Annotated in this window: 24 protein-coding genes; 14 read left to right on the top strand and 10 right to left on the bottom strand. The window is 72.6% G+C overall.

The genetic code is table 11. The features are described 5' to 3' along the window. Positions 1-94 precede the first annotated feature (94 nt). From AB0B63_RS05640 to AB0B63_RS05620, 5 genes are all read left to right on the top strand, one after another. The gene (locus AB0B63_RS05640; protein ID WP_357014837.1) at positions 95-760 is read left to right on the top strand and encodes a hypothetical protein; all 666 of its coding nucleotides are present in this window, start codon (positions 95-97) and stop codon (positions 758-760) included. 151 nt (positions 761-911) lie between these two features. Further along, on the top strand, positions 912-1,844 hold the full coding sequence (locus AB0B63_RS05635; protein ID WP_219464502.1) for an ABC transporter ATP-binding protein: 933 nt from the start codon (positions 912-914) through the stop codon (positions 1,842-1,844). Then, positions 1,841-2,665 (top strand): ABC transporter permease, encoded by an 825-nt coding sequence (locus tag AB0B63_RS05630; protein ID WP_208568347.1) that lies wholly within the window; start codon positions 1,841-1,843, stop codon positions 2,663-2,665. The genes AB0B63_RS05635 and AB0B63_RS05630 overlap by 4 nt, the downstream gene beginning before the upstream one ends. Positions 2,666-3,031: 366 nt before the next feature. After that, positions 3,032-6,823, top strand: coding sequence for a multifunctional oxoglutarate decarboxylase/oxoglutarate dehydrogenase thiamine pyrophosphate-binding subunit/dihydrolipoyllysine-residue succinyltransferase subunit (locus AB0B63_RS05625; RefSeq protein WP_357014834.1), 3,792 nt, complete (start codon positions 3,032-3,034; stop codon positions 6,821-6,823). A gap of 75 nt (positions 6,824-6,898) precedes the next feature. Then, complete coding sequence (locus AB0B63_RS05620; protein WP_091241170.1) at positions 6,899-7,078, top strand: DUF6104 family protein; 180 nt, start codon at positions 6,899-6,901, stop codon at positions 7,076-7,078. Positions 7,079-7,161: 83 nt separating this feature from the next. Here AB0B63_RS05620 and AB0B63_RS05615 read toward each other — a convergent pair whose 3' ends face one another. Next, entirely contained in the window at positions 7,162-9,348 is a 2,187-nt protein-coding gene (locus AB0B63_RS05615) for a glycosyltransferase (RefSeq protein ID WP_357014832.1), read from the bottom strand. Beyond that, a complete protein-coding gene (locus tag AB0B63_RS05610) occupies positions 9,341-9,931 on the bottom strand; it encodes a hypothetical protein (protein ID WP_357014829.1) in 591 nt (196 codons plus the stop codon). The genes AB0B63_RS05615 and AB0B63_RS05610 overlap by 8 nt, the downstream gene beginning before the upstream one ends. Positions 9,932-10,203: 272 nt before the next feature. Between AB0B63_RS05610 and pta the strand changes: the two genes are divergently transcribed. The 4 genes from pta (at position 10,204) to AB0B63_RS05590 (ending at position 15,431) form a co-directional block, all read left to right on the top strand. Then, positions 10,204-12,279: a phosphate acetyltransferase gene (gene pta / locus AB0B63_RS05605; RefSeq protein ID WP_357014827.1), complete on the top strand. Its 2,076-nt coding sequence runs from the start codon at positions 10,204-10,206 to the stop codon at positions 12,277-12,279. Beyond that, complete coding sequence (locus tag AB0B63_RS05600; RefSeq protein WP_357014825.1) at positions 12,276-13,397, top strand: acetate kinase; 1,122 nt, start codon at positions 12,276-12,278, stop codon at positions 13,395-13,397. Before pta ends, AB0B63_RS05600 begins: the two co-directional genes overlap by 4 nt. 88 nt (positions 13,398-13,485) lie before the next feature. After that, on the top strand, positions 13,486-14,406 hold the full coding sequence (locus AB0B63_RS05595) for an alpha/beta hydrolase (protein ID WP_357014823.1): 921 nt from the start codon (positions 13,486-13,488) through the stop codon (positions 14,404-14,406). 62 nt (positions 14,407-14,468) lie between these two features. Then, positions 14,469-15,431 carry a chlorophyllase gene (locus tag AB0B63_RS05590; protein ID WP_357014821.1) on the top strand — a complete coding sequence of 321 codons (963 nt, stop codon included), beginning with the start codon at positions 14,469-14,471 and terminating at the stop codon, positions 15,429-15,431. Positions 15,432-15,549: 118 nt separating this feature from the next. Here AB0B63_RS05590 and AB0B63_RS05585 read toward each other — a convergent pair whose 3' ends face one another. The 3 genes from AB0B63_RS05585 to AB0B63_RS05575 form a co-directional block, all read right to left on the bottom strand. Further along, positions 15,550-16,512 (bottom strand): zinc-binding dehydrogenase, encoded by a 963-nt coding sequence (locus tag AB0B63_RS05585; protein ID WP_208568339.1) that lies wholly within the window; start codon positions 16,510-16,512, stop codon positions 15,550-15,552. Between the two features lie 98 nt (positions 16,513-16,610). Next, positions 16,611-17,789 carry an NADP-dependent malic enzyme gene (locus AB0B63_RS05580; RefSeq protein ID WP_357014818.1) on the bottom strand — a complete coding sequence of 393 codons (1,179 nt, stop codon included), beginning with the start codon at positions 17,787-17,789 and terminating at the stop codon, positions 16,611-16,613. Between the two features lie 147 nt (positions 17,790-17,936). Then, positions 17,937-18,287, bottom strand: coding sequence for a S24/S26 family peptidase (locus tag AB0B63_RS05575; RefSeq protein ID WP_307799415.1), 351 nt, complete (start codon positions 18,285-18,287; stop codon positions 17,937-17,939). Between the two features lie 84 nt (positions 18,288-18,371). On the opposite strand from AB0B63_RS05575, the gene sodN reads away from it, so the two are divergent. The 3 genes from sodN (at position 18,372) to AB0B63_RS05560 (ending at position 19,734) form a co-directional block, all read left to right on the top strand. Continuing rightward, positions 18,372-18,776, top strand: a complete 405-nt coding sequence (gene sodN / locus AB0B63_RS05570) for a superoxide dismutase, Ni (protein WP_091241196.1) — start codon at positions 18,372-18,374, stop codon at positions 18,774-18,776. A 65-nt stretch (positions 18,777-18,841) separates the two neighbouring features. Continuing rightward, complete coding sequence (locus AB0B63_RS05565) at positions 18,842-19,333, top strand: GNAT family N-acetyltransferase (protein ID WP_219470335.1); 492 nt, start codon at positions 18,842-18,844, stop codon at positions 19,331-19,333. Next, positions 19,330-19,734 (top strand): ATP-binding protein, encoded by a 405-nt coding sequence (locus AB0B63_RS05560; protein WP_357014815.1) that lies wholly within the window; start codon positions 19,330-19,332, stop codon positions 19,732-19,734. The genes AB0B63_RS05565 and AB0B63_RS05560 overlap by 4 nt, the downstream gene beginning before the upstream one ends. Before the next feature lie 32 nt (positions 19,735-19,766). Here the strand turns inward: AB0B63_RS05560 and AB0B63_RS05555 are convergent, their stop codons facing one another. Then, a complete protein-coding gene (locus tag AB0B63_RS05555; RefSeq protein WP_357014813.1) occupies positions 19,767-20,156 on the bottom strand; it encodes a hypothetical protein in 390 nt (129 codons plus the stop codon). 42 nt (positions 20,157-20,198) lie between these two features. Here AB0B63_RS05555 and AB0B63_RS05550 point away from each other — a divergent pair, with 42 nt between their 5' ends. Both AB0B63_RS05550 and AB0B63_RS05545 read left to right on the top strand, forming a co-directional pair. Then, positions 20,199-21,149, top strand: a complete 951-nt coding sequence (locus AB0B63_RS05550) for a diacylglycerol kinase family protein (RefSeq protein WP_208568335.1) — start codon at positions 20,199-20,201, stop codon at positions 21,147-21,149. A gap of 442 nt (positions 21,150-21,591) precedes the next feature. Then, on the top strand, positions 21,592-21,849 hold the full coding sequence (locus AB0B63_RS05545; RefSeq protein WP_067311984.1) for a WhiB family transcriptional regulator: 258 nt from the start codon (positions 21,592-21,594) through the stop codon (positions 21,847-21,849). Between the two features lie 139 nt (positions 21,850-21,988). Here AB0B63_RS05545 and AB0B63_RS05540 read toward each other — a convergent pair whose 3' ends face one another. The 4 genes from AB0B63_RS05540 to AB0B63_RS05525 form a co-directional block, all read right to left on the bottom strand. Then, positions 21,989-22,708 (bottom strand): CbiX/SirB N-terminal domain-containing protein, encoded by a 720-nt coding sequence (locus AB0B63_RS05540; protein WP_357015156.1) that lies wholly within the window; start codon positions 22,706-22,708, stop codon positions 21,989-21,991. A gap of 143 nt (positions 22,709-22,851) precedes the next feature. Further along, positions 22,852-23,631, bottom strand: coding sequence for a phosphoadenylyl-sulfate reductase (locus AB0B63_RS05535; protein ID WP_208568334.1), 780 nt, complete (start codon positions 23,629-23,631; stop codon positions 22,852-22,854). Next, positions 23,628-23,786: an IS1 family transposase gene (locus tag AB0B63_RS05530; protein ID WP_208568333.1), complete on the bottom strand. Its 159-nt coding sequence runs from the start codon at positions 23,784-23,786 to the stop codon at positions 23,628-23,630. Before AB0B63_RS05530 ends, AB0B63_RS05535 begins: the two co-directional genes overlap by 4 nt. Next, on the bottom strand, positions 23,783-25,504 hold the full coding sequence (locus AB0B63_RS05525; protein WP_219464517.1) for a nitrite/sulfite reductase: 1,722 nt from the start codon (positions 25,502-25,504) through the stop codon (positions 23,783-23,785). Before AB0B63_RS05525 ends, AB0B63_RS05530 begins: the two co-directional genes overlap by 4 nt. Positions 25,505-26,496 lie beyond the last annotated feature (992 nt).

Here is a 26,496-nt window from a genome sequence, read left to right as displayed (position 1 = left end):
TCCGGCGGCGCGCGTGCCGTGGTGCGGGCGGGGCGTGCGAGGCTGCCTGCGGGCGTCCGGCCGTCCGGGGCGGACGACGACGTGCGGAGTGGCGATGATCATCGAATCCCGGTACAACGGCCCGCCCGGTTCGGGCAACGGCGGGTGGAGCGCCGGGGTCTTCGCCGGGGCGTACGACACGGACCGGCCCGTCGAGGTGACGCTGCGTCGTCCGCCGCCGCTGGACACCCCGCTCACCCTCACCGACGGCGACGTGTACGACCCCGACGGGCACCTGGTCGCCGAGGTACGCCCGGCCGGCGACCTGCCCGACCCGGTCGCCCCGGTGGACCCGGTGACCGCACGTGCCGCCTCGGCCGGCTACCCGGGACTGGTCGACCACCCCTTCCCCGGCTGTTACGTCTGCGGCCCGGAGCACCCGGACGGGCTGCGGATCTTTCCCGGTCGGCTGCCCGACGGCCGGACCGCCGCGTCGTGGCGTACCCCCCGACGGGTGACCGCACCGACCGCCTGGGCGGCGCTGGACTGCCCCGGGGGCTGGGCGGTGATCGCCCCCGGCCGGCCGTACGTGCTGGGCCGGATCGCCGTGGCGCTCGACGCGCTGCCCGAACCGGGTGAGGAGTGCGTGGTCACCGGTAAGGTGATCACCGCGGAGGGACGGCTGGCGGTGGTGCACACCAGCCTCTACGGCAGCGCCGGCGCGTTGCTCGGTCGGGCCCGCGCCACCTGGGTGGCGCTGCCGCCCGTGTCTCGTCCCTGAGGACGACCGCCTCCTGCCTGAGACGGAGCACGACTTACCGACCCGGGCTGATGGCATATCTTGACCAGGCCAGTCAGGCTGGTCAGCGGCGCGTTGCGTAACGACGCCGCAGACTGCGGCGCGCGAGGCGCCGCCGCACGGGAGGAGAACGATGTCCGACGGGCAGTGGAGCCCCAGCACCGGCCAGATCGTCGTGTCCGGACTGACCAAGCAGTACAAGAACGTACGGGCGGTCGACAACCTGTCCTTCACGGTCGAATCCGGCCGGGTGACCGGCTTCCTCGGCCCGAACGGGGCGGGTAAGACGACCACTCTGCGGATGCTGCTGAACCTGGTCACCCCGAGCGGTGGCACGGCGACGATCGGCGGCCAGCGGTACGCCGACCTGACCGACCCGCTGCGGCACGTGGGCGCGGTGCTGGAGGCGTCCAGCGCGCACAAGGGTCGTACCGGGATCAATCACCTGCGGGTGATCTGTGCGGCGGCGGGCCTGCCGAAGAGCCGGGCCGACGAGGCGCTGGCCCTGGTCGGGCTCACTCCGGCGGCGAAGCGCAAGTTCAAGGGGTACTCGCTGGGCATGAAGCAGCGGCTCGGTATCGCCGCCGCGATGCTCGGCAACCCCCGGGTGCTGATCCTCGACGAGCCGGCCAACGGTCTGGACCCGGAGGGCATCCGCTGGATGCGGGGCTTCCTCAAGGGGCTGGCCCACGAGGGGCGTACGGTGCTGGTCTCCAGCCACCTGCTGTCCGAGATGCAGCTCCTCGCCGACGACGTGGTGATCATCGCGGCCGGCAAGCTGATCCGGCAGGGGCCGGTGGAGCAGGTGCTCGGCTCGATGGCGCAGGGCGGCCGGGTGCGGGTGCGTACCCCGCAGGCCGAGGAGTTGACCGTGGCGCTGCGTGAGCAGTCCGCGACGGTGGAGACCGACGAGCACGGTGTGCTGCTGGTCAGCGGGCTGGAGGCCCCGGCGATCGGTCGGGCCGCGCTGGCCGCGAAGGTCGAGCTGCACGAACTGACCCCGGAACGACCCGACCTGGAACGGGTCTTCCTGGAGCTGACGGCCGGGAAGGCGGGCATCCGATGAACCTGGTCCGATCCGAGCTGCTGAAGATCCGCACCACCAGCACGTGGTGGATCTTCGGCCTGATCACGGTGCCGCTGTGGGCACTCACCGCCCTGATCAACTGGTTGCAGACCGACGCGCTGGCCAACAACAACTTCGGCGACGTGCCGGCCGACCAGGCCGACCAGATCCAGGCCGCGCAGTCGGTGGACAGCCTGGCCGCCAACGTCTACACCAACGGGCAGTTCTTCGGTCTGATGATCGTGATGCTGCTCGGCATCATCGTGGTGACCAGCGAGTTCTTCCACCAGACGGTCACCACCACCTTCCTCACCGTGCCGCACCGCACCGCGGTGATGTTGGCCAAGCTGGCCGCCGCGGCCGTCCTGGCCGTGCTGTTCTGGCTGGTCACCACCGGGTTCAACCTGATCTTCGGGGCACTGGTGATGAGCAGCGTCGACCTGGGCTCCCAGCTCGGCAGCGGCGCGGTCTGGCGGGCCACCGCGCTCAACGGCCTGGCCTATCTGCTCTGGTCGGTGCTCGGCGTCGGGATCGGGGTGCTGATCCGCAGCCAGATCGGTGCCACCGTCACCGGCATCCTGCTCTACCTGGGTGGCGCGGTCGGCGCGGCCATCGCGATCAGCATCCTGGCCGCCCGCTGGGGTGACTGGATCAACGACCTCCAGGTGCTGGTGCCGTCGCTGGCATCGTCGCTGATGGTCAGCGGGACCGAGATCCCCGGCAACCCGCCCCGCTGGGCGGGCGCGGTGGTCCTGATCGGGTACGCGGTGGTGGCCGGCGCGATCGGCACGCTCACCATGCGGCGGCGGGACATCTCCTGACCGACCGCGCTCCGACCGGCCCGGCCCGGCGTGACGACCGTCACGCCGGGTCGTTCCGTCTCCGCCCGGTGCCCCCAGCCGGGAGGCCCGGATGGAAACCGGGAGGCCCGGATGGGAGCAGGGAGCCCGCCCGGCGCGGGTGACCGGCCGGCTCTGCTCCGGATCATCAGAACAGTCCGGAGCCAGGTGGACACGAAGAGCTGATTGACTTCCTACAATTTTTGTGAAAAGGACCACCTGGCCGAGGCGGAAATGCCTATCGTATTTTCACGGCGTAGCCTGGGACTCGTCTCCGTCCCACGACACTTCGCATGACGGCGGCACCGCGTGACACACAAACCCGCGTGAAAGAGGCGATTACCGGCCGTGTCGACCCAGCAGACTTCGCAGGAGAACCCACTGGCGGGTTTCGGCCCGAACGAGTGGATCGTCGAGGAGATGTACCAGCGCTACCTCGCCGACCCATCAAGCGTCGACTCGGCCTGGCACGACTTCTTCACCGACTACCGACCGGCCCCGGGCGCCGCGACACCGCGCCCGGCCGACGGTAGGGCCGCGTCGCCCCAACCGGCCGCAGCGCCGGAGCCGGCCGCAGCCACCACGGCCGAACCGGCAGCGAAGGCTCCGGCGGCCGGCGCGAAGCCGACCACGACCGCGAAGCCGACCGGCGCTGCCGCACCGACCGCGACCACGGAGCCGGCCACCGCCCCCAAGCCGGCCACCGCCACGAAGTCGGCCACCAGGTCCGCCGGCAAGCCGGCGTCGACCGAGAAGCCCGCCCCGGCGAAGGCACCGGCGGCCAGCGCCGCGGGCACCACGCCGCTGCGCGGGGTGGCCGCCCGGATCGTGCAGAACATGGACGCCTCGCTGTCCGTGCCGACCGCCACCAGCGTGCGCGCCGTGCCGGCCAAGCTGCTGGTCGACAACCGCATCGTGATCAACAACCACCTCGCCCGGGGGCGCGGTGGCAAGGTGAGCTTCACCCACCTGATCGGGTACGCGCTGGTCCGGGCCGTGGTCGAGCACCCGGAGCTGAACAACTCCTTCGCCGAGGTCGACGGCAAGCCGGCGATGGTCCGCCCGGAGCACGTCAACCTGGGCATCGCCATCGACCTGACCAAGCCCGACGGCTCCCGCAACCTGGTGGTGCCGTCCATCAAGGGCTGCGAGCAGATGGACTTCCGGCAGTTCTGGCAGGCGTACGAGGACGTGGTCCGGCGGGCCCGTCGCAACGAGCTGACCATGGAGGACCACAGCGGCACCACGATCTCGCTGACCAACCCCGGCGGCATCGGCACGGTGCACTCGATCCCCCGGCTGATGCAGGGGCAGAGCGCGATCATCGGGGTCGGCGCGATGGAGTACCCCGCGCCCTACCAGGGGATGAGCGAGGCGACCCTGGCCGAGCTGGCGGTCAGCAAGATCATCACGCTGACCAGCACGTACGACCACCGGATCATCCAGGGCGCGCAGTCCGGCGAGTTCCTCAAGGTCATGCACGAGCTGCTGCTCGGCGAACGCGGCTTCTACGACGAGGTCTTCACCTCGCTGCGCATCCCGTACGAGCCGGTGCGCTGGATGCGGGACGTGGCCGTCGACTCCGAGGGCCAGATCAACAAGACCGCGCGGGTGCACGAGCTGATCCACGCCTACCGGGTCCGGGGCCACCTGATGGCCGACACCGACCCGCTGGAATTCACCATCCGCAAGCACCCCGACCTGGACGTCCTCCAGCACGGGCTGACCCTGTGGGACCTGGACCGCACCTTCCCGGTCAACGGCTTCGCCGGCAAGCAGCGGATGAAGCTGCGCGAGATCCTCGGCGTGCTGCGCGACTCGTACTGCCGTCGGCTCGGCATCGAGTACATGCACATCCAGGACCCGGAGGAGCGCCGCTGGATCCAGGAACGGATCGAGCGCCGCTACGAGAAGCCGGCCGCCGACGAGCAGAAGCACGTGCTCAACCGGCTCAACGCCGCCGAGGCGTTCGAGACGTTCCTGCAGACCAAGTACGTCGGCCAGAAGCGGTTCTCGCTGGAGGGCGGCGAGTCGCTGATCCCACTGCTCGGCGAGGTGCTGGAGGCGTCCGCCGAGGACGGGCTGGACGAGGTCGTCATCGGCATGGCGCACCGGGGCCGGCTCAACGTGCTGGCCAACATCGTCGGCAAGCCGTACGAGAAGATCTTCTCGGAGTTCGAGGGGCACCTCGACCCGCGCTCCACCCAGGGCTCCGGCGACGTGAAATACCACCTGGGCCAGAACGGCAAGTTCACCACCCCGGCCGGCGACCACTCGGTCAAGGTGTCGTTGGTGGCGAACCCGTCGCACCTGGAGGCGGTGGACCCGGTGCTGGAGGGCATCGTCCGGGCCAAGCAGGACCGGATCGACCTCAAGCTGGAGGGTTACACCGTGCTGCCGTTGGCGGTGCACGGTGACGCCGCGTTCGCCGGCCAGGGGGTCGTCGCCGAGACGCTCAACCTGTCCCAGCTGCGCGGTTACCGCACCGGCGGGACCGTGCACGTGGTGGTCAACAACCAGGTCGGCTTCACCACCGCCCCGGAGTACAGCCGGTCCAGCCTCTACAGCACCGACGTGGCCCGGATGATCCAGGCGCCGATCTTCCACGTCAACGGCGACGACCCGGAGACCGTGGTCCGGGTCGCCCGGCTGGCCTTCGAGTACCGGCAGGCGTTCAACAAGGACGTCGTGATCGACATGGTCTGCTACCGGCGGCGCGGGCACAACGAGGGCGACGACCCGTCGATGTCCAACCCGCAGATGTACAAGATCATCGACTCGAAGCGGTCGGTCCGCAAGCTCTACACCGAGGAGCTGATCGGCCGGGGCGACATCACCGTCGAGGACGCCGAGGAGCTGCTGCGCGACTACCAGTCGCAGCTGGAGCGGGTCTTCAAGGCCACCCGCGACGCCGCCACCACCCCGCGCCAGGTCAGCCGGCCCAGCCGCGAGGACGAGCCGGAGCCGCAGGTGGCGACCGCCACCGACGCCGCCGTGGTCAAGGCGATCGGCGAGGCGCACGTCAACCTCCCCGAGGGCTTCACCCCGCACAAGCGCATCCAGCAGTTGCTCGACCGGCGGGCCAGGATGTCCGCCGAGGGCAACATCGACTGGGGGTACGGCGAGATCATCGCCTTCGGCTCGCTGCTGCACGACGGGGTCACCGTCCGGCTCGCCGGTCAGGACTCCCGCCGGGGCACCTTCGTCCAGCGGCACGCCTCGATCGTCGACGCCAAGACCGGCGACGACTACCTGCCGCTCAAGACGCTCACCGCCGACGGCGAGCGGTCCCGGTTCTTCGTGCACGACTCGCTGCTGAGCGAGTACGCGGCGATGGGCTTCGAGTACGGCTACTCGGTGGAGAACGTCAACGCGCTGGTCTGCTGGGAGGCGCAGTTCGGTGACTTCGTCAACGGCGCCCAGTCGGTGATCGACGAGTTCATCTCCTCCGGCGAGGTGAAGTGGGGCCAGCGTTCCGCGGTGACCCTGCTGCTGCCGCACGGCCACGAGGGGCAGGGCCCGGACCACACCTCCGGTCGCCCCGAACGGTTCCTGCAGATGTGCGCCGAGGACAACATGCGGGTGGCGATCCCGACCACCCCGGCGAACTACTTCCACCTGCTGCGCCGGCAGGCCCTGTCGCCCAAGCGCAAGCCGCTGGTGGTGTTCACGCCCAAGTCGCTGCTGCGGCACAAGCTCTGCGTCAGCCCGGTGGAGGACTTCACCACCGGCACCTTCGCCACGGTGCTGGCCGACACCGCCGCACCCGCGCGGGAGCAGGTCAAGCGGGTGCTGCTCTGCTCGGGCAAGGTCTACTACGACCTGTTCTCCGCCCGGCAGGAGCGGGGCGTCACCGACACCGCGATCATCCGGATCGAGCAGCTATACCCGCTGCCGGTGCAGGAGATCCGCGACGCGCTGGCGGCGTACCCGAACGCGGAGGACTTCGCCTGGGTGCAGGAGGAGCCGGCCAACCAGGGGGCGTGGAGCTTCGTCGCGCTCAACCTGCTGGAGCACCTGGCCGACGTCCGGCTGCGTCGCATCTCCCGCCCCGCCGCCGCCGCCCCGGCGGTCGGCTCGGCCAAGATGCACGAGGTGGAGCAGACCGGGCTGATCGACGCCGCCCTGCCCCGCCCCTGACCCATTCCGACCCACCCGGCCCGCCCCCCTGTCAGGGGGGCGGGCCGGGCCCGTCAGCAAGGAACGAGGAGCCCGGTGTACTTCACCGATCGTGGCATCGAGGAACTGGTGCAGCGGCGCGGCGACGAGCAGGTGACCCTGGAGTGGCTCGGGGAACGACTGCGCGACTTCGTCGACCTCAACCCCGAGTTCGAGACGCCGATCGAGCGCTTCGCCACCTGGCTGGCCCGCCTCGACGACCTCGACGAGGACTGACCGGGGCCGCCCCGGGCCGGCCCCGGGGCGGGCGGAACGGCGGGGTGCGGACGGCCCACCCCCGTACCGGGGACCGGCGGCGGTCAGCCGTTGCGGACGGCCGGTTCCAGGCCGGTGCGGCGCAGCTTCTGCCAGCCCAGCCGACCGCCGGTCAGCGCGGTGACCACCGCCTGGACCATCACCAGGTACATCAGCTGCCGGTAGACGAACTGTTGCAGGGGCAGCACCCACAGCACCCCCAGCTTCTCCCGGTCCAGCCGGAACGCCACCACGGCGGTGACCGCCTGCACCCCGAGCATGGCCAGCCAGGCCACCGCCGTGGCCTTACGGTCGAGGAAGAACAGGCCGTACAGGGCCAGCAGGTCGATCACCGGCGCGAGCAGGGGCAGCAGCACCCCGAACAGGCTGAGGAAGAACAGGCAGCGCCTGGTGAACCGGCCGGACGCGCCCCGGTCGAAGACCGAACGCCGGTGCTTCCACATCGCCTGCATGGTGCCGTAGCTCCACCGGTAACGCTGCTTCCACAGTTGGCCGATGGTCGCCGGGGCCTCCGTCCAGGCGCGGGCGGTCTCCTCGTAGACCACCTTCCAGCCGGCCCGGCCCAGGGCGATGGTGATGTCGGTGTCCTCGGCCAGGGTGTCGTCGGTCATCCCCCCGGCGTAGCGCAGCGCCTCCCGCCGGAACCCGCCGATCGCGCCCGGCACCGTGGACATGCAGCGCAGCGTCTCGTAGAGCCGCCGGTCCAGGTTGAACCCGATGACGTACTCGATGTGCTGCCACTTGGCGATCAGGCTGCGCCGGTTGCCGACCTTGACGTTGCCGGCCACCGCGCCGACCTGCGGGTCGGCGAAGGGTTGCACCAGCCGGCGGACGGCGTCGGGCTCGAACACGGTGTCCCCGTCGACCATCACGATCAGGTCGTGCCGGGCCAGCGCCAGGCCGGTGTTCAGGGCGCTGGGTTTACCGCCGTTGGGCTTGCGGACGACCCGGACGTTGGGCAGGCCGAGCGCGTCGACGATGTCGGCGGTGCCGTCGGTGGACCCGTCGTCGACGACCACCACCTCGATCCCGCCGGGGTGGTCGCCACCGGCGAGGGAACGGACCGCGGCGGCGATCCCCTCCTTCTCGTTGTACGCCGGGACGATCACCGAGACCGGCGCGGTGACCGGCGGCCCCCAGCTCCAACCCTTGGCCCGCCGTCGTCGGGCGTGCCGCCCGGCCAGCACGAACAGCACGAACGTGCGGCCCACGGTGAGCAGGCCGACGACGACGAAGAGCCCGCCGAACACGGTCAGCATGCTGTCGGCGCCCTGCACCGCCCAGATCAGCATCCGGCCGCGCCACCGGTCGGCGGCGGTGGCGGGCACGGCGGCGTCCACCCGGTTGTCCGCCCCGGCGGCGGCGAAGGCGAGGTTCAACCCCTCGGTGGCGGTGACGAACCGGTACCCCCGCTGCTTCATCATCGGAATGAACCGGTCGAGGGCGGCGACGGTCTGCGCCCGGTCACCACCGGCGTCGTGCCAGAGGGTGATCGCACCGGCCCCGTCGTCGGGGGTGGCGTTGTCGACGATCCGGTCCACCCCGGGCAGCGACCAGTCCTGGCTGTCGGTGTCGTTGAGCAACGTCAGGTAGCCCAGGTCACCGGCGGCGGTCATCACCGGCCAGTCCCGGTTGTCGATGGCGCCCGGGTGGGAGGAGTAGGGGAAGCGGACCAGCGAGGTCCGCAGGCCGGTGGCGCTGGCCACGGCGAGCTGGGTCTGGGCGTACTCCAGGCGTTGCCGCCACGCCGGCAGCTCGGCGAGGTCGGGGTGGGTGAAGGTGTGCACACCGAGCTGGTGACCGCCGTCGGCCAGCTCACGGGCCACCTCGGGGTGCCGGGCGACCTGGGTGCCCAGCACGAAGAACGTGCCCTTGACCTGGTGGGCGTCCAGGACCCGCAGCACCTCCCGGGTCCAGACCGGGTCGGGGCCGTCGTCGAAGGTCAACGCGATGGTGCGCGGCGGCAGCCGGTAGGAGCGGACCATGTCGCTGCTGGCGCTGATGATCGGGCCACCGGTCACCACCGAGGTGGGCACTTCCCGTTGCCCGGCGGTGCTCTCCCGGCGGTCCGGGGCGAAGGACGCGTTGGCGTACGCGCCGACGAGCAGCACGCCGGCCAGCAGGGCCAGCACCGTACCCAGCAGGATCCAGCTCGGTGGTGGCACCGCCCGGCGTCGCCTGGCGGACCGGACGACGCGACGGCGCCCCGACCGGACGGCCGGCTCAACCATCGAGGCGTACGCCGTCGACGCCGCCGGGCAGCGGGTCGGGCAGGGACGGTGGTTCGTCGGTCGGGTCCGGGGCGTTCGGCGTCGTCGGTTCCGGGACGGGCCGGGTGGGCCGGGGTGAGGCCGACGCGGTGGCCGGGCTGCGGCTCGGCGAACCGGTGGCGCTCGGCGACGGCGAGGCGGTGCCGGTGGTGGGGCGGACCGTGGACGGGGTGAACGGGACGGCGGCCCGTGTTCCCGACCCGGGCGTGCGGGGGGCGACGGTCGGCGGCACGGTGGGGGCGGGGGCGGCCGGGGTGCCCGTCGTGGGCGACGGGGAGGGCGACGGCGACCGTTCGGGTTGCGCGACCTCGTCGACGAAGGGGAGCACCGCGTGCGGCGCGATGCCGCCCGCGAAGCTGACGCCCACCAGCCCGGTGTAGATCAGGCCCACCAACCCGAGGGCGTACGCCAGCCAGCGCAGCCGGGAGTGACGTCGGCCGCTGGGGTCGACGAAGACGGGGGTCAGCTGGGGCACGGCGGCGATCGTCGCGGTGGGCCCGTCGGCGCGGCTGATCGTCACGGTCGGCCCATCGAGACCCGTCACGCCGTTGGTACGATGTGGATCCTGAGCCGACTGACCGCCAATTGCGCCCTCAGGCTTCGATCTCTCGGAGGGAGCATTTTTCCTGCTCAGAGGGTCGGCAGTCATGGGATGCGAGTTTAGGCACGAGGATCACTCAGCTCCTAGCGCGTCCCACGAATGAGACTCGGGTCGCACCGACGGCCGCTGGCGGGCACCGGCCGGCACCGCTTGGCGGCACCGGTACGGGACGAAGGTCCCGGGCGGCGGACGACGTGATCTCCTAGGGTGGGGGCGTGGCCCGCAGCGTCTACCTGACCAGCGTGGGGTCCGGCGGCGGCAAGTCGACCATCGCCCTCGGCCTCGCGGAACTCCTCTCCCGGCAGGTCGAACGGATCGGGGTGTTCCGGCCGCTGGTCTCCGACGCCGGCCCCGACCCGATCCTCGCCCTGCTGCACGACCGCTACCGGATCGACCTGCCCGACGACGAACTGACCGGCACCACGTACGCCGAGGCGTCGGCCCTGGTCGCCGACGGACGGCGGGAGGAGCTGATCTCCCGGCTCGTCGAGCGGTACCGGGCGGTGGAACGACGCTGCCCGGCGGTGATCGTGGTGGGCAGCGACTTCGCCGACGGCGGGGACGCCGCCGGGCCCCGCGAACTGGCCTTCAACGCCCGGTTGGCCACCGAGTTCGGCAGCGTGGTGGTGCCCGTGGTGGACGGCTTCGGGCAGCAGCCGGAGGCGGTCACGGCGGCGGCGCGGGGGGCGTACCACGATCTGGCCGACCTGGGCGCGACGGTGCTGGCGGTGATCGCCAACCGGGTGACCGGGGCGCTGACCCTGCCGGAGCTGCCGGTCCCCGCGTACGCCATCCCGGAGGTGCCGAGCGTGTCGGCGCCGACGGTGGCCGAGGTGGCGGCGGCGCTCGACGCCACCCTGCTGGCCGGGGACGCCGCCGCCCTCAGCCGGGACGTGCTCGACTACGTGGTCGGCGCGGCGCACGTGCCGATCCTGCTCGACCACCTCACCGAGGGGGCCCTGGTGATCACCCCGGGTGACCGGGCCGACCTGCTGGTCGCGGCGAGCACCGCGCACGTCGCCGGGCAGGTCTCGCTGGCCGGGGTGGTGCTCACCCTCGGCGAGCAGCCCGACCCCCGGGTGATGCGCCTGGTCGAACGGCTCAACACCGGCTTCGCCGTGCTCTCGGTGACCAGCGACAGCTACGACACGGTCGAGGCGTCTAGTCACATCGAGGGCCGGCCCGGCCCGGCCAACCCGCGCAAGGTGGAGGCCGCGCTCGGCGCGTTCGAGCGCCACGTCGACACCGTCGACCTGGCCCGCCGGCTGCGGGTGACCCGCTCCGCGCGGGTCACCCCGCTGATGTTCGAGTACGACCTGATCGACCGGGCCCGCGCCGACCGTCGCCGGTTGGTGCTGCCGGAGGGCTCCGACGAGCGCATCCTGCGGGCCACCGAGATCCTGCTCCGCCGGGGGGTGGCCGACCTGACCCTGCTCGGCCGCCCCGACGACGTGGCCCGCCGCACCCGCGAGCTGGGCATCGACCTGACCGGCGCGGAGGTGGTCGACCCGGCCGGCAGCGCCTGGCGGGACGAGTTCGCCACCCGGTACGCGCAGCTGCGCGCCCACCGGGGCGTCACCGCCGAACTGGCCCACGACATCGTGGCCCAACCCAACTACTTCGGCACCATGATGGTGGCCACCGGGCACGCCGACGGGATGGTCTCCGGGGCCACCCACACCACGGCCGCCACCATCCGTCCCGCTTTCGAGATCATCCGTACCGTGCCGGGCGTCTCGGTGGCGTCGAGCGTGTTCTTCATGCTGCTCGCCGACCGGGTGCTGGTCTACGGCGACTGCGCGGTCAACCCCGACCCGGACGCCGCCCAGCTCGCCGACATCGCCATCTCCTCGGCCGACACGGCGGCCCGGTTCGACATCGAACCCCGGGTGGCGATGCTGTCCTACTCGACCGGGGACTCCGGCGCGGGGGCCGACGTGGAGAAGGTCGCCGCCGCCACCAGGCTGGTCCGCGAGCGCCGGCCCGACCTGCTGGTCGAGGGACCCATCCAGTACGACGCGGCGATCGACCCGCAGGTCGCGGCGACGAAGCTGCCCCAGAGCACGGTCGCCGGGCGGGCCACCGTGTTCGTCTTCCCGGACCTCAACACCGGCAACAACACGTACAAGGCGGTGCAGCGGTCGGCGGGGGCGGTGGCCGTCGGGCCGGTGATGCAGGGCCTGCGCCGGCCGGTCAACGACCTGTCCCGGGGCGCGAAGGTCGCCGACATCGTCAACACCGTGGCGATCACCGCCATCCAGGCGGCCGGATCGTCGGAGGAGGGGTCGTGACCGACCGGGTGCTGGTGCTCAACTGCGGGTCGTCGTCGGTGAAGTACCGGCTCTACGCCGGAGGGTCGACCGTCGACTCCGGCACCGTGGAGCGGGTCGGCGAGCCGGGTGGCGGCCCGCCCGACCACGCCACCGCCGTCCGGGACATCCTCGGCCGGCTCGACCTGACCGGGCTGACCGCGGTGGGGCACCGGGTGGTGCACGGCGGCCGACGGTTCAGCGCGCCGGTGCGGATCGACGACGCGGTCGTCGCCGCGATCGGGGAGCTGGTGCCGCTGGCACCGCTGCACAACCCGGCCAACCTGGCCGGCATCGAGGTCACCCGGGAACTGCTGCCGGACGTCGCCCAGGCGGCGGTCTTCGACACCGCCTTCCACCACACCCTGCCCGAGTCCGCCGCCACGTACGCCATCGACCTGGACACCGCCCGCCGCCACGACATCCGCCGGTACGGCTTCCACGGCACCTCCCACGCGTACGTGTCGCGGCGCACCGCCGAGCTGCTCGACCGGCCGTACGACCGGCTGCGCACGATCAGCCTGCACCTGGGCAACGGGGCGAGCGCCTGCGCGGTGGACGGCGGACGCAGCGTGGCCACCTCGATGGGGATGTCCCCGCTGGAAGGGCTGGTGATGGGCACCCGCAGCGGGGACCTCGACCCGACGGTGATCTTCCACCTGCGCCGGGAGGGCGGGATGGGGGTCGACGAGATCGACGACCTGCTCAACCACCGCAGCGGGCTGCTCGGGCTGACCGGGGCCAACGACATGCGGGAGGTGCAGTCCCGTCGGGCCGCCGGAGATCCCGCCGCGGTCCTCGCCTTCGACGTCTACTGCCGGCGGATCACCGGCTACGTCGGGGCGTACCACGCGCTGCTGGGCGGGGCGGACGCGATCACCTTCACCGCCGGGGTGGGCCAGCACTCCCCCGAGGTGCGGGCCGCCGCGCTGGCCGGGCTGGCGCGGCTCGGCATCGCCGTCGACCCCGACCGCAACACCGGCACCGGCGACCGGGTGATCTCCCCGACCGGCGCGCAGGTCAGCGTCTGCGTGGTCGGCACCGACGAGGAGCGGGAGATCGCCCGGCAGACCCGGGCGGTGCTGGCGGAGGCGGGCTGAGCGGTGGAGGCCGACCGACCGGGGTGGTGACCACCATCGGTCCGGACGGCGGGGCCGGACCGGGCCACCGACCACCTACCGTGCAGGCATGGGGGTGAGGCGGCTGTGCGCCGTGGTGCTGGCCGCGCTGCTCGCCGGTTGCGGCCCGGCCACCGCCGCCACCGATGCACCGCCACCGCTGGCCCGGCACGCCCCGGAGCAGGCCCTGCCGGTCGCGGTCCGCACCCTCACCGTCGACCCGTCCGGGCCGCGCCCGCTGCCGGTGACGCTGTGGTACCCGACCGAGCGGGGCCGGGTCGCCCCGGGCCGGTTCCCGGTGGTGGTGCACAGCCACGGCCTGCGCAGCCTGCCCGAGCTGCACGCCGCGCTGGCCACCCGGTGGGCCGCCGCCGGTTTCGTGGTGGCCGCGCCGACCTACCCGAACACCAACCGGTGGGCGGCCCGGTTCAGCCGCGCCGACGTCCGCAACCAGCCCGCCGACGCCTGGCGGGTGATCCGGCACCTGGTCCGGCTGGACGCCCGCGCCGGTGACCCGCTGGCCGGGCACCTGGACGTCGGCCGGTTCGCCGCGACCGGCCACTCGGCGGGCGGCTTCACCACCGCCGGCATGTTCACCTCCGGTCACCCGGCCCGGCTGCGCTCCGGCGTGATCATCGCCGGGGGCGGGCTGGCCGGTGCCTTCGCCGGGCCGGCCGCCCCGCTGCTCTTCGTGCACGGCACCGCCGACCCGGTGGTGCCGTTGACCGTCGGTCAGGCCGGTTACCGGCGGGCGACCGGCCCGAAGGGGTTCCTCAGCGTGCTCGGGCAGGGCCACGGCGAATACCTGACCCCGGGCCGCCCCGGCTTCGCCGAGGTCCTCGCCGCCACCACCGACTTCCTCCGGTGGACCCTCTACGACGACCGGGACGCCGGCCGCCGGCTGCGTACCGGCACCGCCCGTCCCGGCGTCACCACCCTCGACGACCGGTGGGCCCTGACCGGCCGGGGCCGGGGCGGGTCGGCGGGCTGACCGTCCCGACGGGGTGGGCGTAGCCGGTCGGTTGGCCCGGCGGGCGAGGCACAATCGGGTTCATGTCCCGTCGCCGCATCCCGGTCCTGCTGACCGCCGCGCTGCTCGCCGCCGGCCTGGCCGGCTGCTCGACGCAGGCCCCCGACCGCGCCGTCGCCCCACCGGAACCCCAGAAGACCAGTGCGCCGGCACCGCGGGTCCCCGCCGGCACCGCGCCGGCCGAGGCGTTCGCGGTCGGCGTACGACAGCTCAAGCTCAACCGGGGCGGCGACCGCCCGCTGCCGGTGACCCTGTGGTATCCGGCCCGGGGCACTGCCGGCGAGGCGGCCCGGCGCGACGCGACGGCGGCGACCGGACGGTTCCCGGTGGTGGCGTTCAGCCACGGCCTGGACGGGCGGCCGGTCGACTACCAGGTGCTGCTGACCCGCTGGGCGGCGGCCGGTTTCGTGGTGGCCGCGCCGACCTTCCCGCACACCGGCAAGGGCACCGACGGCAGTGTCCTCGACGTGCTCAACCAGCCCGCCGACGTGTCGTACGTGCTGGACAAGGTGCTGGCCCTGGACGTGAAGGCCGGTGACCCGCTGCGCGGCCGGCTCGCCACCGACCGGGTGGGCGCGGCCGGCCACTCGGCCGGTGGGGTGACCACCATCGGTCTGTTCACCACCGGCCGTGACGAGCGGCTCAAGGCCGGGGTGGTGCTCGCCGGGACGGGGCTGGGCGTGGGCACCGCCTTCGCCGGGGCCGCCGCCCCGCAGCTCTTCGTGCACGGCGAGGCCGACGAGGTGGTCGACTACGCCGCCGGCAAGGCCGTCTACGACGCGGTGCCCTGGCCCAAGGCGATGCTCAGCCTGCCCCGGGGTGACCATGGTCGGGCGCTGCTCGGTGACGGCCCCGCCCTGCGGGTGGTCGCCGACACCACGATCGAGTTCCTCCGCTGGTCCCTCTACGGCGACGAGGCCGCCAAGGGTCGACTTCCCGCCTCGGCGGCCCGGGGCGACGTCGCCGTCCTCGACGACCGCCTCTGACCGCGCCGGTCGCCCGACCGGCGGCCGGCCCCACGGGCCGCCCGGCACCGCCGGGCGGTCGGGCAGCCCGGCACCGCCCGTCAGTCAGGCAGTCAGGCCGCCCGACACCGCCGGGCGGTCAGGCGGTGTGGTCGACGACGACCTTGCCGAAGACCTCGCCGGAGCGCAGCCGGGCGAAGGCGTCGGCCACCCGGCTGAACGGGACCACGCTGTCCACCACCGGGCGCACCTCGTGTTCGGCGCAGAAGGCGAGCAGCTCGGTCAGCTCGTCCGGGGTGCCCATGGAGGTGCCGAGGATCTCCAGCTGCATGGCGAAGACCCGGCGCAGGTTCACCGGCGGCAGGTGGCCGGAGGTCGCGCCGGCGACCACGATCCGGGCCATCGGAGCGGCCGACTTCAACGAGTGGTCGAAGGTGGCCGCACCGACCGTCTCGATGACCACGTCGACCCGCTCCGGCAGCCGGGCACCGGGCTCCACCGCGGTCGCTCCCAGCGCGGCGACGCGTTCCCGCTTGGCGGCGTCGCGGCTGGTGGCGTACACCCGCTTGCCGAGCGCCAGGCCGAGCGCGACCGCCGCGGTGGCGACGCCCCCGCCGGCCCCCTGCACCAGCACCGCCTCGCCGTCGGCGATCCGGCCCCGGGTGGTGAGCATCCGCCAGGCGGTGAGCCAGGCGGTCGGCAGGCAGGCCGCGTCGGTCGCCGACAGGCCCGCCGGCAGCGGCAGCAGGTTCATCCGGGGTACGGCCACCCGCTCGGCGAGGGTGCCCTGGTAGTGCTCGGAGAGGATGGAGACCCCGCGCGGGTCACCGGGGGTGGGCAGCACCGGGTAGATGACCACCTCGTTGCCGTCCGGGTCGGTGCCGGCCGCGTCGCAGCCGAGGATCATCGGCAGTTGACCGTCGGCGAGCCCCACGCCCTGTAGCGACCACAGGTCGTGGTGGTTGAGCGAGCTGGCCCGCACCTGCACCGTCACCCAGTCGTCGGCCGGGTGAGCAGGCTCGGGACGGTCACCGACGGTGAGCGCGGTGAGCGGGTTGTCGGCGTCGAACCGGGAGGCATAGGCGGCACGCATGATCCGCACCGTAACAGCGTAACGATCGTTCATGAAGGGTCCGGGCCGTCGGCCCGGACCCTCCACACCTGCTCGGGGGCGCGTCGTGCGGCACGCGACCGGTCGGTTCAGGCGCGGGCGACGCCGTCGTGGCGGGCCGCCTCGGCGACCGCCGCCGCCACGGCCGGGGCGACCCGGGGGTCGAGCGGCGACGGCACGATGGCGTCCGCGCTGAGCGACCCGTCGACCACCCCGGCGATCGCGTCGGCGGCGGCCACCTTCATCCCGTCGGTGATCCGGGTGGCCCGCGCGTCCAGCGCGCCCCGGAAGACCCCCGGGAAGGCGAGCACGTTGTTGATCTGGTTGGGGTAGTCGCTGCGCCCGGTGGCGACCACCGCCGCGTGCCGGGCGGCCACCTCCGGGTCGACCTCGGGGGTCGGGTTGGCCAGCGCGAAGACGATGCCGCCCGGGGCCATCCCGGCGACCGCCGCCTCGGCGATCCGCCCGCCGGAGACGCCGATCAGCACGTCCGCGCCGCGCAGCGCCTCGGCGACGTCCCCCCGGCGGCCCTCGGCGTTGGTGGTCTCGGCGAGGTGCGCCTTGGTCGCGGTCAGGTCGGTGCGGTGCGGCCCGATGACGCCCCGGGAGTCGCAGACCACCACCTGTGCGGGGTCCACTCCCCCGGCGACCAGCATGTGGGTGACCGCGATCCCGGCGGCACCGGCCCCGCTGACCGTCACCCGCAGGTCGCCGAGCTTGCGGTGCAGCAGGGTCGCCGCGTTGCGCAGCGCCGCCAGCACCACGATCGCGGTGCCGTGCTGGTCGTCGTGGAAGACCGGGATGGGCAGCATCTCGTCGAGCCGCCGTTCCACCTCGAAGCAGCGTGGGGCGCTGATGTCCTCCAGGTTGATCCCGCCGAACGACGGGGCGAGGGCCCGCACCGTCGCCACGATCTCGTCGACGTCCTGGGTGTCCAGGCAGATCGGCACCGCGTCGACGTCGGCGAACTGCTTGAACAGCACCGCCTTGCCCTCCATCACCGGCAACGAGGCACGTGCGCCGATGTTGCCGAGCCCGAGGACGGCGGAGCCGTCGGTGACCACCGCGACGGTGTGCGACACCCAGGTGTAGTCGTCGGCCAGGGCCGGGTCGGCGGCGATCGCCTCGCACACCCGGGCCACCCCCGGGGTGTACGCCAGGGAGAGGTCCTCGCGGGTGCTCAGCGGGACCGTCGGGGCGACGGCGAGCTTGCCGCCCCGGTGCAGCAGAAAGACGGGATCAGCGGGATCCACGGTGGACGCAGACATGGTGACTCCAGGATCTGTCGAGCAGACGGAGCGGCCGGCGCGAGGGCGCGAGGTGAGGCGGAGCGGCGACACGCGGTACGCGGTACGGGGGTCACCCGGGCACCTCCCGAGCATAGTCAGCCGACCCGTACCGGGTTGTGAGGAGGGTCATATCGGCGTGGTCGCCAGCCGGCCGGGGCGGGGCCAGTAGCGCAGCACCACCCGGCCCAGCACGTCGGCCACCCCGTACGCCCGGGAGTCGTCGGTGACCAGCGCGTTGTCACCGTGCAACCACCAGCCGCCCTCCTGGGGGCGGACGGCACGCTTGACCACCAGCAGTTCCGGGCGGCTCCGGAAGACGGCCACCACCACGTCACCGGGGCGGACCGGCCGACCGCCCCGCCGGACCAGGACGGCGTCGCCGTGGCGCAGGGTCGGCGACATGGACGGCCCGGTCACGCCCACGGCGGTGAGGGGGGCGGACAGCCGTGGGGGGGAACCGGACCCGTCGACCGTCACGAGGTTTCCCCTCCGCCCCTGCCGGGGACGTGCTCAGGAGTAGTGTCGGCTCGGATCATCGCAAACATCCCATGGAGGACCCTGATGCGACTTGCCCGCATCCTTTCACCCCGTGTGACCGCCAGCGCGCACTGCGACCTGCCGTGCGGCGTGTACGACCCGGCGCAGGCCCGGATCGAGGCCGAGTCGGTCAAAATGATCTGCGAGAAGTACCAGGCGAACACCGACCCGGAGTTCCGTACCCGGGCGATCCTGATCAAGGAGCAGCGCGCGGACCTGGTCAAGCACCACCTGTGGGTGCTGTGGACCGACTACTTCAAGCCGCCGCACTTCGAGAAGTACCCGCACCTGCACCAGCTGTTCAACGAGGCCACCAAGGCGGCCGGCGCGGCCGGCGCCAAGGGTGCGACCGACCCGGCCAAGGCCGACGAGCTGCTCCAGAAGATCGACGAGATCTCCAAGATTTTCTGGGAGACCAAGCAGGCGTGACCGTGCCCGCCACGGCACCGACGATACGGCCGGCACGTCCTGAGGACGTGCCGGCCGTCGTCGCGATGGTGCACGAGTTGGCCGACTACGAACGGGCCGCCGACCGGTGCCGGCTCACCACGGCGCAGCTGGACACCGCGCTGTTCGGCCCCGCACCGGCCCTGTTCGGGCACGTCGCCGTGGACGACGACGACCAGCCGGTCGGCTTCGCGCTGTGGTTCCTCAACTTCTCCACCTGGGCCGGTGTGCACGGCATCTACCTGGAGGACCTGTACGTCCGCCCGACCCACCGGGGCACCGGGGCCGGTCGGGCGCTGCTCGCCACCCTCGCCGGGATCTGCGTCGAACGCGGTTACCAGCGGCTCGACTGGTGGATGATCGACTGGAACCCGGCCGCCCGGTTCTACGCCTCGATCGGGGCCGGGCCGATGACCGAGTGGGTGCCCTACCGGCTCGACGGGGCGGCGCTGCGCGCGCTCGCCGCGGTAGGGGTGACGTCGGCCACGCGTCCGGATGCCCGGCCGGGTAGAGTCCCGGACCGGGGGGATGAGGCGTGACTCAACTGACCGGCCAGCCAGCGACCGACGACGACGTGGTGCACCTCACCGTGCCCGCCGACGGCGGCTACCTGGGCGTACTGCGCACCGCCACGGCGGGCCTCGCGGCCCGTCTCCAGTTCGCGCTCGACGAGATCGAGGACCTGCGCATCGCGGTGGACGAGGCGTGCGCGATGCTGCTCGCCATCGCCACCCGCGACGCCGAGTTGGAGTGCCGCTTCGCGGTCACCGAGGACGCGCTGACCGTCGAGGTGACGGTGCCGATTGTGCGCGGGGCCGCCCTCCCGGGCGAGTCCTCGTTCGCCTGGAAGGTGCTCACCGCGCTGACCACGGCGGCGGCGGCCGAGTCGACCGACGGCCGGGCCACCATCTCACTGCTGACCCGCCGCTCCGGTTACTGAGCCCGCCGCCGGGCGCGGTGTCACCGGGTTGGTCAGCCGAAGCCCAGGGCCTTCGTGGTGGGTGGGCTGACCAGCAGCGCGCAGACGCCGAGACCGAGCACCATCAGCGGCACGCCGAGCCAGCCCAGCCCGCCGGAGATCATGAACCAGCCGACCGGCAGCAGCATCAACTCCAGCACCATCGCCGGGGCGCGGGCACCGGCCCGTCGGCAGGCCAGCGCCCCACCCAACGCCCAGAGCGCCGCCGCCCCGCCGACGGCGAACCCCGTCACGAAGAGTGCCGAGACCAGGTCGGTCCGGGTGGCGGTGAGGTCGGCCCAGACCAGCCAGCCGGCGAGTGCCGCCAGCGCGACGGCCTCGGCCCGCAGCAGGCGTACCGCCCAGCGCAGGGTGTCGGGAACCGGCGCGGAGTCGATCGTCACGCGGGCCACGATACCCCCGCCCGATCACGTAAAGTGCCGGCCATGCGGGCCGTCCTGGTGGTCAATCCGAAGGCCACCACCACCAGCGAACGCAGCCGGGACGTGCTGGTCCGGGCGCTGCGCAGCCAAGTAGACCTGTCGGTGCGGTACACCCGTCGTCGGGGTCACGCCACCGACCTGGCCCGGGAGGCCGCCCAGGAGGGCGTCGACCTGGTGGTCACGCTCGGTGGTGACGGCACCGTCAACGAGGTGGTCAACGGCCTGATGACCGCCGATCCGCCGACGATCCGCACCGGTGGCTCCCCGGCGGAGCGGTTGCCGGCGCTGGCCACCGTGCCGGGTGGTTCGACGAACGTCTTCGCCCGGGCCCTCGGGCTGCCCCGGGAGTGGGCGGACGGCACCAGCATGATCCTGGAGGGGCTTCGGCTGGGCCGGTCCCGCACGATCGGGCTGGGGCGGGCCGACGACCGCTACTTCACCTTCTGCGCGGGCTTCGGCCTGGACGCGGCGGTGATCCACCGGGTGGAGCAGGCCCGGCGACGGGGCCGGGTGTCCTCGCCGTCGCTCTACTTCCGTTCCACCCTCAGTCACTACTTCCTCGGTGCGCACCGCCGGCATCCGGCGATCAGCCTGGAGCGGCCCGGGGAGCCGGCCGAGGGCGAGCTGGGCACGGTGATCATCCAGAACACCGCGCCGTGGACGTACCTGGGCGACCGGGAGGTCAACCCGAACCCGGAGGCGTCGTTCGATCTCGGGCTGGACGTGCTGGCGCTACGTCAGCTGCGCGTCGCCAGTACGACACGGACAGTGACTCAGTTGCTGTCCCGACACCCCGATCCGCGCGGCAAGCAGGTGCTGCGGTTGCACGATCTGGAGGAGTTCACGCTGGTCTCAGCCCGTCCGCAGGCCTTCCAGCTGGACGGGGACTACCTCGGCGAGCGACACAAAGTCAGATTCACCTCCGTTTCCGGCGCACTGAGAGTAATCTGCTAGGTCTCGGGTAACGCCCTAGGTCGAGCGGTCGGGACACCGCGCGGCGCGGTGGCCGCCACACCGAGGAGGAGTGCCGGAAATGTCAGCAATGTCACGCGGACTGTACTATATTGATCCTCGACTGTGGTACGCCGGGTAACAGGGAAGCCTGAGAACCCGACAAAAGGGTCGTGAGCTTGCTCACCGAGCGGAGTTTTTCCGAGCGTCACCCCTTGACATCGCGTTCGTTCGTGAAAGTATTCACAAGCGAACTTGAGTTACCGGGACATTGCCAGGACATGCTCGGCCGGTTGAGCAGTTCCAGCAGGCCCAGGCGCTGAACGAGTCTGCTCACGCAATGCTGAATAGTCGTACGCGAACCGTGACGACCGGCACTGCGGACGCAAATAAGAAAAGCACCAGCGTTATCTGCCATCCATCCAGAATGAGGAGTGTTGCCGCCATGGACTGGCGTCACAATGCCGTCTGCCGCGACGAGGACCCGGAGCTGTTCTTCCCGATCGGGACGTCCGGCCCGGCTGTTCTTCAGGTCGAGCAGGCCAAGGCCGTCTGCCGGCGCTGCTCCGTGACCGACCAGTGCCTCCAGTGGGCACTGGAGTCCGGTCAGGACGCCGGCGTCTGGGGCGGGATGAGCGAGGAGGAGCGCCGCGCGGTCAAGCGCCGTGGCGGGCTCCGGGTGCTGCGCGCTCACTCCGCCTGAAAACCATCACACGCTGTTCGCCCCGGCCGGGTTCACACCCCGCCGGGGCGTTCTGCTTTCCACACTCTGCGTGATCAAGCGGACCGAAATGCCGGTGTCGGCGCAATCACGGAAAGTAGCGTCGGGGCAGTGACGCACATCACTCCGCAGCGGCGGCGTCGACCCGGCGCAGCACCAGGTCGACCAACTCCGGCGAGTCGTCCAACGGCCCGCTGACGGCCACCGCACCCGCCCGGTCGGCCGCCGCCACCACCGAGTCGTGGAACAGCCCCGGGGCCAGGAAGTACGCCACCACCGCCACCCGACGGGCACCCGCCCCGCGCAGCCGGGTCACCGCCACGTCGGCGGTCGGCGGGGCAGCCGAGGCGTACGACACGGTGCAGGGCACCCCGAAACTGTCAGCCAGGGCGGCGGCGACCCGCCCCACCGAACCACGGGCCCGCGCATCCCGGGTGCCCGCCGCCGCCAGCACCAACGCGTCCACCGGCCCGGGTCGGGCCTCGGCCAACCGGCCGGCCAGCCCGGCCAGCAGCCCCGCGTCCACCGTCCCGTCGGCCGGACCGAGCACGTCGGTCACCCGTACCGTCAGCCCGGGCCCGACCTGCCGGGCCGCCGTGACCGCCGCCGGGACGTCCACCCGACGGTGGTAGGCGGCGGTGAGCAGCAACGGCACCACGACCGCCGTCCGGTGACCGGCGGCAGCCAGCCCCCGCAGCACCTCCGTCGGCCCCGGATCGGTGTGGTCCAACCAGCTGGGCAACACCGGGGTGCCCGGCCGGGCGGCCTCGACGGCACCGGCCAACGCCCGGGTCGCCGCCGCCGCCCGCAGGTCCCGGCTGCCGTGTGCCACCAGCACCACCGGCACCCCGGAGCCGGGCCGCGCCGCGCCGGACGCGACGGCGGCACCGGGCCGCACCACGGCGGGCGCGACGGCGGCACCGGACAGGCCGGTGGCCGGCGTGGTGAGTCCCACGCCGGCCACCGGAACGCGCTCCGGGCCGGTCAGAGGTGCAGACCGCACTCGGTCTTCTCGAACATCGCCCACCGGCCGGACCGGGGGTCCTCCCCCGCCTTGGTCCGGCGGGTGCACGGCCAGCAGCCGATCGAGCCGTAGCCCCGGCCGAGCAACTCGTTGACCGGGATGTCGTAGCGGGAGATGTAGGAGTCCACGTCGGCCTGCGACCAGGCGGCGATCGGGTTCACCTTGACCTTGCCGCGCCGGGGGTCGAACGTCACCACCGGCGTGTTCGCCCGGGTCGGCGACTCGTCCCGGCGCAGCCCGGCGGCCCAGGCGTCGTAACCGGACAGGGCCCGCTCCAGCGGCTCCACCTTGCGCAGCTGGCAGCAGTCGTCCGGGGAGCGGTTGAACAGTCGGGGGCCGTACTCGCCGTCCTGCTGGCCGACGGTCTGCCGGGGCCGGATCGAACGCACGTTCACCGGCAGGCGGCGGGCCACCTCGTCGCGGACCCGTAGCGTCTCCGGGAAGTGCAGCCCGGTGTCGAGGAAGACCACGTCCACCCCGGGGGCGACCCGGGACACCAGGTGGGCGAGCACGGCGTCGGCCATCGAACTGGTCACGCAGAACCGGTCGCCGAAGGTGTCGGCCGCCCAGCGGGCGATCTCCAGCGCCGGGGCGCCCTCCAGCTCGCGGCCGGCCCGCTCGGCCAACGCCCGCAACTCGGCCGGGTCACGCCGGGCGGGGTCACGGCGGGCCGGATCGGTCAGCTTCGGGCCGCCGGAACCGACCAGGCCCAGGCCCGTGGCGGACAGCAGGCGGGTCACCGGGCCACCGCCCGACTCAGCAGGCCGTTGAACTTCACGGTGAAGACCCGGGCGCAGGCGTGGCACTCCCAGGCGCCGTGTCCGGCCTCGTTCGGCCGCAGGTCCTCTTCGCCGCAGTACGGGCAGTACAGCGGCGCGGATCGGGTTTCGCTCATCGGAGTTCCTCCTCGTCGACCCTGATCACCCAGTTGGCGAACGTCTCGCCCTCGGTCCGGCCGGCCAGGTAGCGGCGGGCCAGTCGTTCCACGTACTCGGGAAGCTCGTCGGCGGTGGTCTTCAGGCCACGCAGCTTGCGGCCGAATCCGGCGGTCTGGCCCTGGGCCATCCCCAACCCGCCGCCGAGGTGCACCTGGAAGCCCTCCACCTGCCGGCCGTCCGGGCCGACCACCAGCTGCCCCTTGAGGCCGATGTCGGCGACCTGGGTGCGCGCGCAGGCGTTCGGGCAGCCGTTGAGGTGGATGGAGATGTCGGCGTCGAAGTCGCGCAGCCGCTCCTCCAGCCGGGCCACCAGCTCCTCGCCGCGCGCCTTGGTCTCGACGATGGCCAGCTTGCAGAACTCGATGCCGGTGCAGGCCATGGTGCCGCGCCGCCAGGCCGACGGCCGGGCCTCCAGGCCGATCCCGCGCAGCTCGTCGACCAGGGACTCGGTCCGCGCCGGCGGCACGTCCAGCACCAGCAGCTTCTGGTACGGCGTGAGCCGCACCCGGTCGCTGCCGTGCGCCTCGACCACGTCGGCGAGCTTGGTCAACTGCCCGCCGGAGACCCGCCCGACCACCGGGGCGGCCCCGACGTAGTTGAGCCCGTCGCGCTGCCGGTGCACGCCGATGTGGTCGACCGGCTTGTCGGGCAGCTGCGGGGCCGGGCCGTCGAGCAGGGTACGGCCCAGGTACTCCTTTTCCAGCACCTCGCGGAACTTCTCCACGCCCCAGTCGGCGACCAGGAACTTCAACCGGGCCCGGTTGCGCAGCCGGCGGTAGCCGTAGTCGCGGAAGATGCCGACCACCCCCGCCCAGACGTCCGGCACCTCGGCCAGCGGCACCCAGACGCCGAGCCGCTTGGCCAGCATCGGGTTGGTGGACAGGCCGCCGCCGACCCAGACGTCGAAGCCGGGGCCGTGCTCCGGGTGCTCCACCCCGAGGAAGGCGATGTCGTTCGCCTCGTACGGGGTGTCGACCAGCCAGGAGATCGTGGTCTTGAACTTGCGGGGCAGGTTCGAGTACGCCTTGTCGCCGACGTACCGGCTGACGATCTCGTCGAGCGCGGGGGTCGGGTCGAGCACCTCGTCCTCGGCGACCCCGGCGACCGGGCTGCCCAGCACGATACGGGGGCAGTCCCCGCACGCCTCGGTGGTCTGCAGGCCGACCGACTCCAGCCGACGCCAGATCTCCGGCATGTCCTCGACGCGGATCCAGTGGTACTGGATGTTCTGCCGGTCGGTGATGTCGGCGGTGTCCCGGGCGAACTCCCGGGAGATGTCGGCGATCACCCGGAGCTGGGCCAGGGAGAGCTGGCCGCCGTCGACCCGGACCCGGAGCATGAAGAACTCGTCCTCCAGCTCGTGCGGCTCCAGCACGGCGGTGCGCCCGCCGTCGATTCCGGCCTTGCGCTGGGTGTAGAGGCCCCACCAGCGGAACCGGCCGCGCAGGTCCTGTGGGTCGATGGAGGCGAAACCACCGTGGGCGTAGATGTTCTCGATCCGGGCCCGGACGTTCAGCGGGTCGTCGTCCTTCTTGATCCGCTCGTTGGGGTTGAGCGGCTCACGGTGGCCGAGGGCCCACTGTCCCTCGCCACGGGGACGACGGGGGGCACGGGTGGCGGGAACGGCGGTGGCCGTCGGGGTCCCGGGACGGGCCGGGGTGCTGCTGACCGCCATCGCGGCGTCCTCCGTTGTCTCTGCGGTGCCTCGGTGGGAGCGCGCTCGCGGCGGCAGCCGGCCCGGGAAGGGCCGAGGACAACGGTGTCGGAACGGCCGGCGCGGAACACGCGCCCGAGACGAATGAGTCGGGCGTCGTCAGTGGGCCGGACAGATCGCGCTGCGCACGCGGCCGTAGTCGACGTGGCGACGGGCCACGAAGCGGCGGACGACAGCGGCGGTCATGCAGCCATGCTCCCACACCCTGCGGAGGTGGGCCAATGACCACGTGCGGGATCCCACATCACGGGCCGCATCCTCACCGTCACCGCCCCTGCCCGCCTCCCCGTCCCCAGCCTGCCCTCTGCTCCGCCCGCCCTCCCCTGCCCCGGCCTCCCCTGCCCCGGCCTCCCTTGCTTCATCCCGCGCTTGTTCCGCCCGCCCCACAGCCGGTCACGGCCCACGCCCTCGGAATTGCCTGTGCCTACGGACGCCGTCGGCTCTTCGCCCGGACCCTCCGGTTACGTAGCCCAGCGGGCTGGCAAGGGCTGGCGGGCTGGCGGGCCAGCCCCGCCAGCCGGCAAGGGGGTCGGTGGGCCAGCGCGGGGGTCGGTAGGCCAGCGCGGGGGTCGGTAGGCCAGCGCGGGCCGGTGGGCCGGCGCGGGCCGGTGGGCCGGCGCGGGCCGGAGGAGGGCCGGTAGGCAGACCAGAGGGCCGGCCGGCGAGCGGTAGATCGGCAGATCGATCCCCCTATAGCCGTCCCCGCTGATGTCTCATGGGCGTCCTGTCGAGCTGATGACGTAGACGAATCGCCACTCCGGCCGACAGGCCATGCAGAGCATTGATGAACACCATCCACGAAAAGAAGGGGCCGCTCCGACCGCCGACGACCGACGGGTCGGGATCGGGATCAGTGGCTGACGGCGGGATCGGTGCCGGTCACCGGGACCGGGATAGGAATTGGGATAGGGACCGAGAGCGGATGTAATCCGGGGTCGGTGGGTCGGTGGGTC

Origin of the sequence: Micromonospora sp. NPDC049081, assembly GCF_040648835.1 — a bacterium.
In the GTDB taxonomy this organism is placed as follows: Bacteria; Actinomycetota; Actinomycetes; order Mycobacteriales; family Micromonosporaceae; genus Micromonospora; species Micromonospora antibiotica.
Note: the sequence above shows the minus strand (reverse complement) of the source record. Positions and strands in the feature narration are given on the sequence as shown.

Excerpts from the sequence above, each read along its gene's own strand:
- sodN (WP_091241196.1), top strand. The coding sequence starts at position 18,372 with ATGCGACTTGCCCGCATCCTTTCACCCCGTGTGACCGCCAGCGCGCAC.
- AB0B63_RS05530 (WP_208568333.1), bottom strand. The coding sequence starts at position 23,786 with ATGAGCGAAACCCGATCCGCGCCGCTGTACTGCCCGTACTGCGGCGAA.
- AB0B63_RS05565 (WP_219470335.1), top strand. The coding sequence starts at position 18,842 with ATGGTGCACGAGTTGGCCGACTACGAACGGGCCGCCGACCGGTGCCGG.
- AB0B63_RS05525 (WP_219464517.1), bottom strand. The coding sequence starts at position 25,504 with ATGGCGGTCAGCAGCACCCCGGCCCGTCCCGGGACCCCGACGGCCACC.
- AB0B63_RS05590 (WP_357014821.1), top strand. The coding sequence starts at position 14,469 with ATGTCCCGTCGCCGCATCCCGGTCCTGCTGACCGCCGCGCTGCTCGCC.
- AB0B63_RS05630 (WP_208568347.1), top strand. The coding sequence starts at position 1,841 with ATGAACCTGGTCCGATCCGAGCTGCTGAAGATCCGCACCACCAGCACG.
- AB0B63_RS05545 (WP_067311984.1), top strand. The coding sequence starts at position 21,592 with ATGGACTGGCGTCACAATGCCGTCTGCCGCGACGAGGACCCGGAGCTG.
- AB0B63_RS05640 (WP_357014837.1), top strand. The coding sequence starts at position 95 with ATGATCATCGAATCCCGGTACAACGGCCCGCCCGGTTCGGGCAACGGC.
- AB0B63_RS05550 (WP_208568335.1), top strand. The coding sequence starts at position 20,199 with ATGCGGGCCGTCCTGGTGGTCAATCCGAAGGCCACCACCACCAGCGAA.
- AB0B63_RS05615 (WP_357014832.1), bottom strand. The coding sequence starts at position 9,348 with ATGGTTGAGCCGGCCGTCCGGTCGGGGCGCCGTCGCGTCGTCCGGTCC.
- AB0B63_RS05635 (WP_219464502.1), top strand. The coding sequence starts at position 912 with ATGTCCGACGGGCAGTGGAGCCCCAGCACCGGCCAGATCGTCGTGTCC.
- AB0B63_RS05595 (WP_357014823.1), top strand. The coding sequence starts at position 13,486 with ATGGGGGTGAGGCGGCTGTGCGCCGTGGTGCTGGCCGCGCTGCTCGCC.
- AB0B63_RS05580 (WP_357014818.1), bottom strand. The coding sequence starts at position 17,789 with ATGTCTGCGTCCACCGTGGATCCCGCTGATCCCGTCTTTCTGCTGCAC.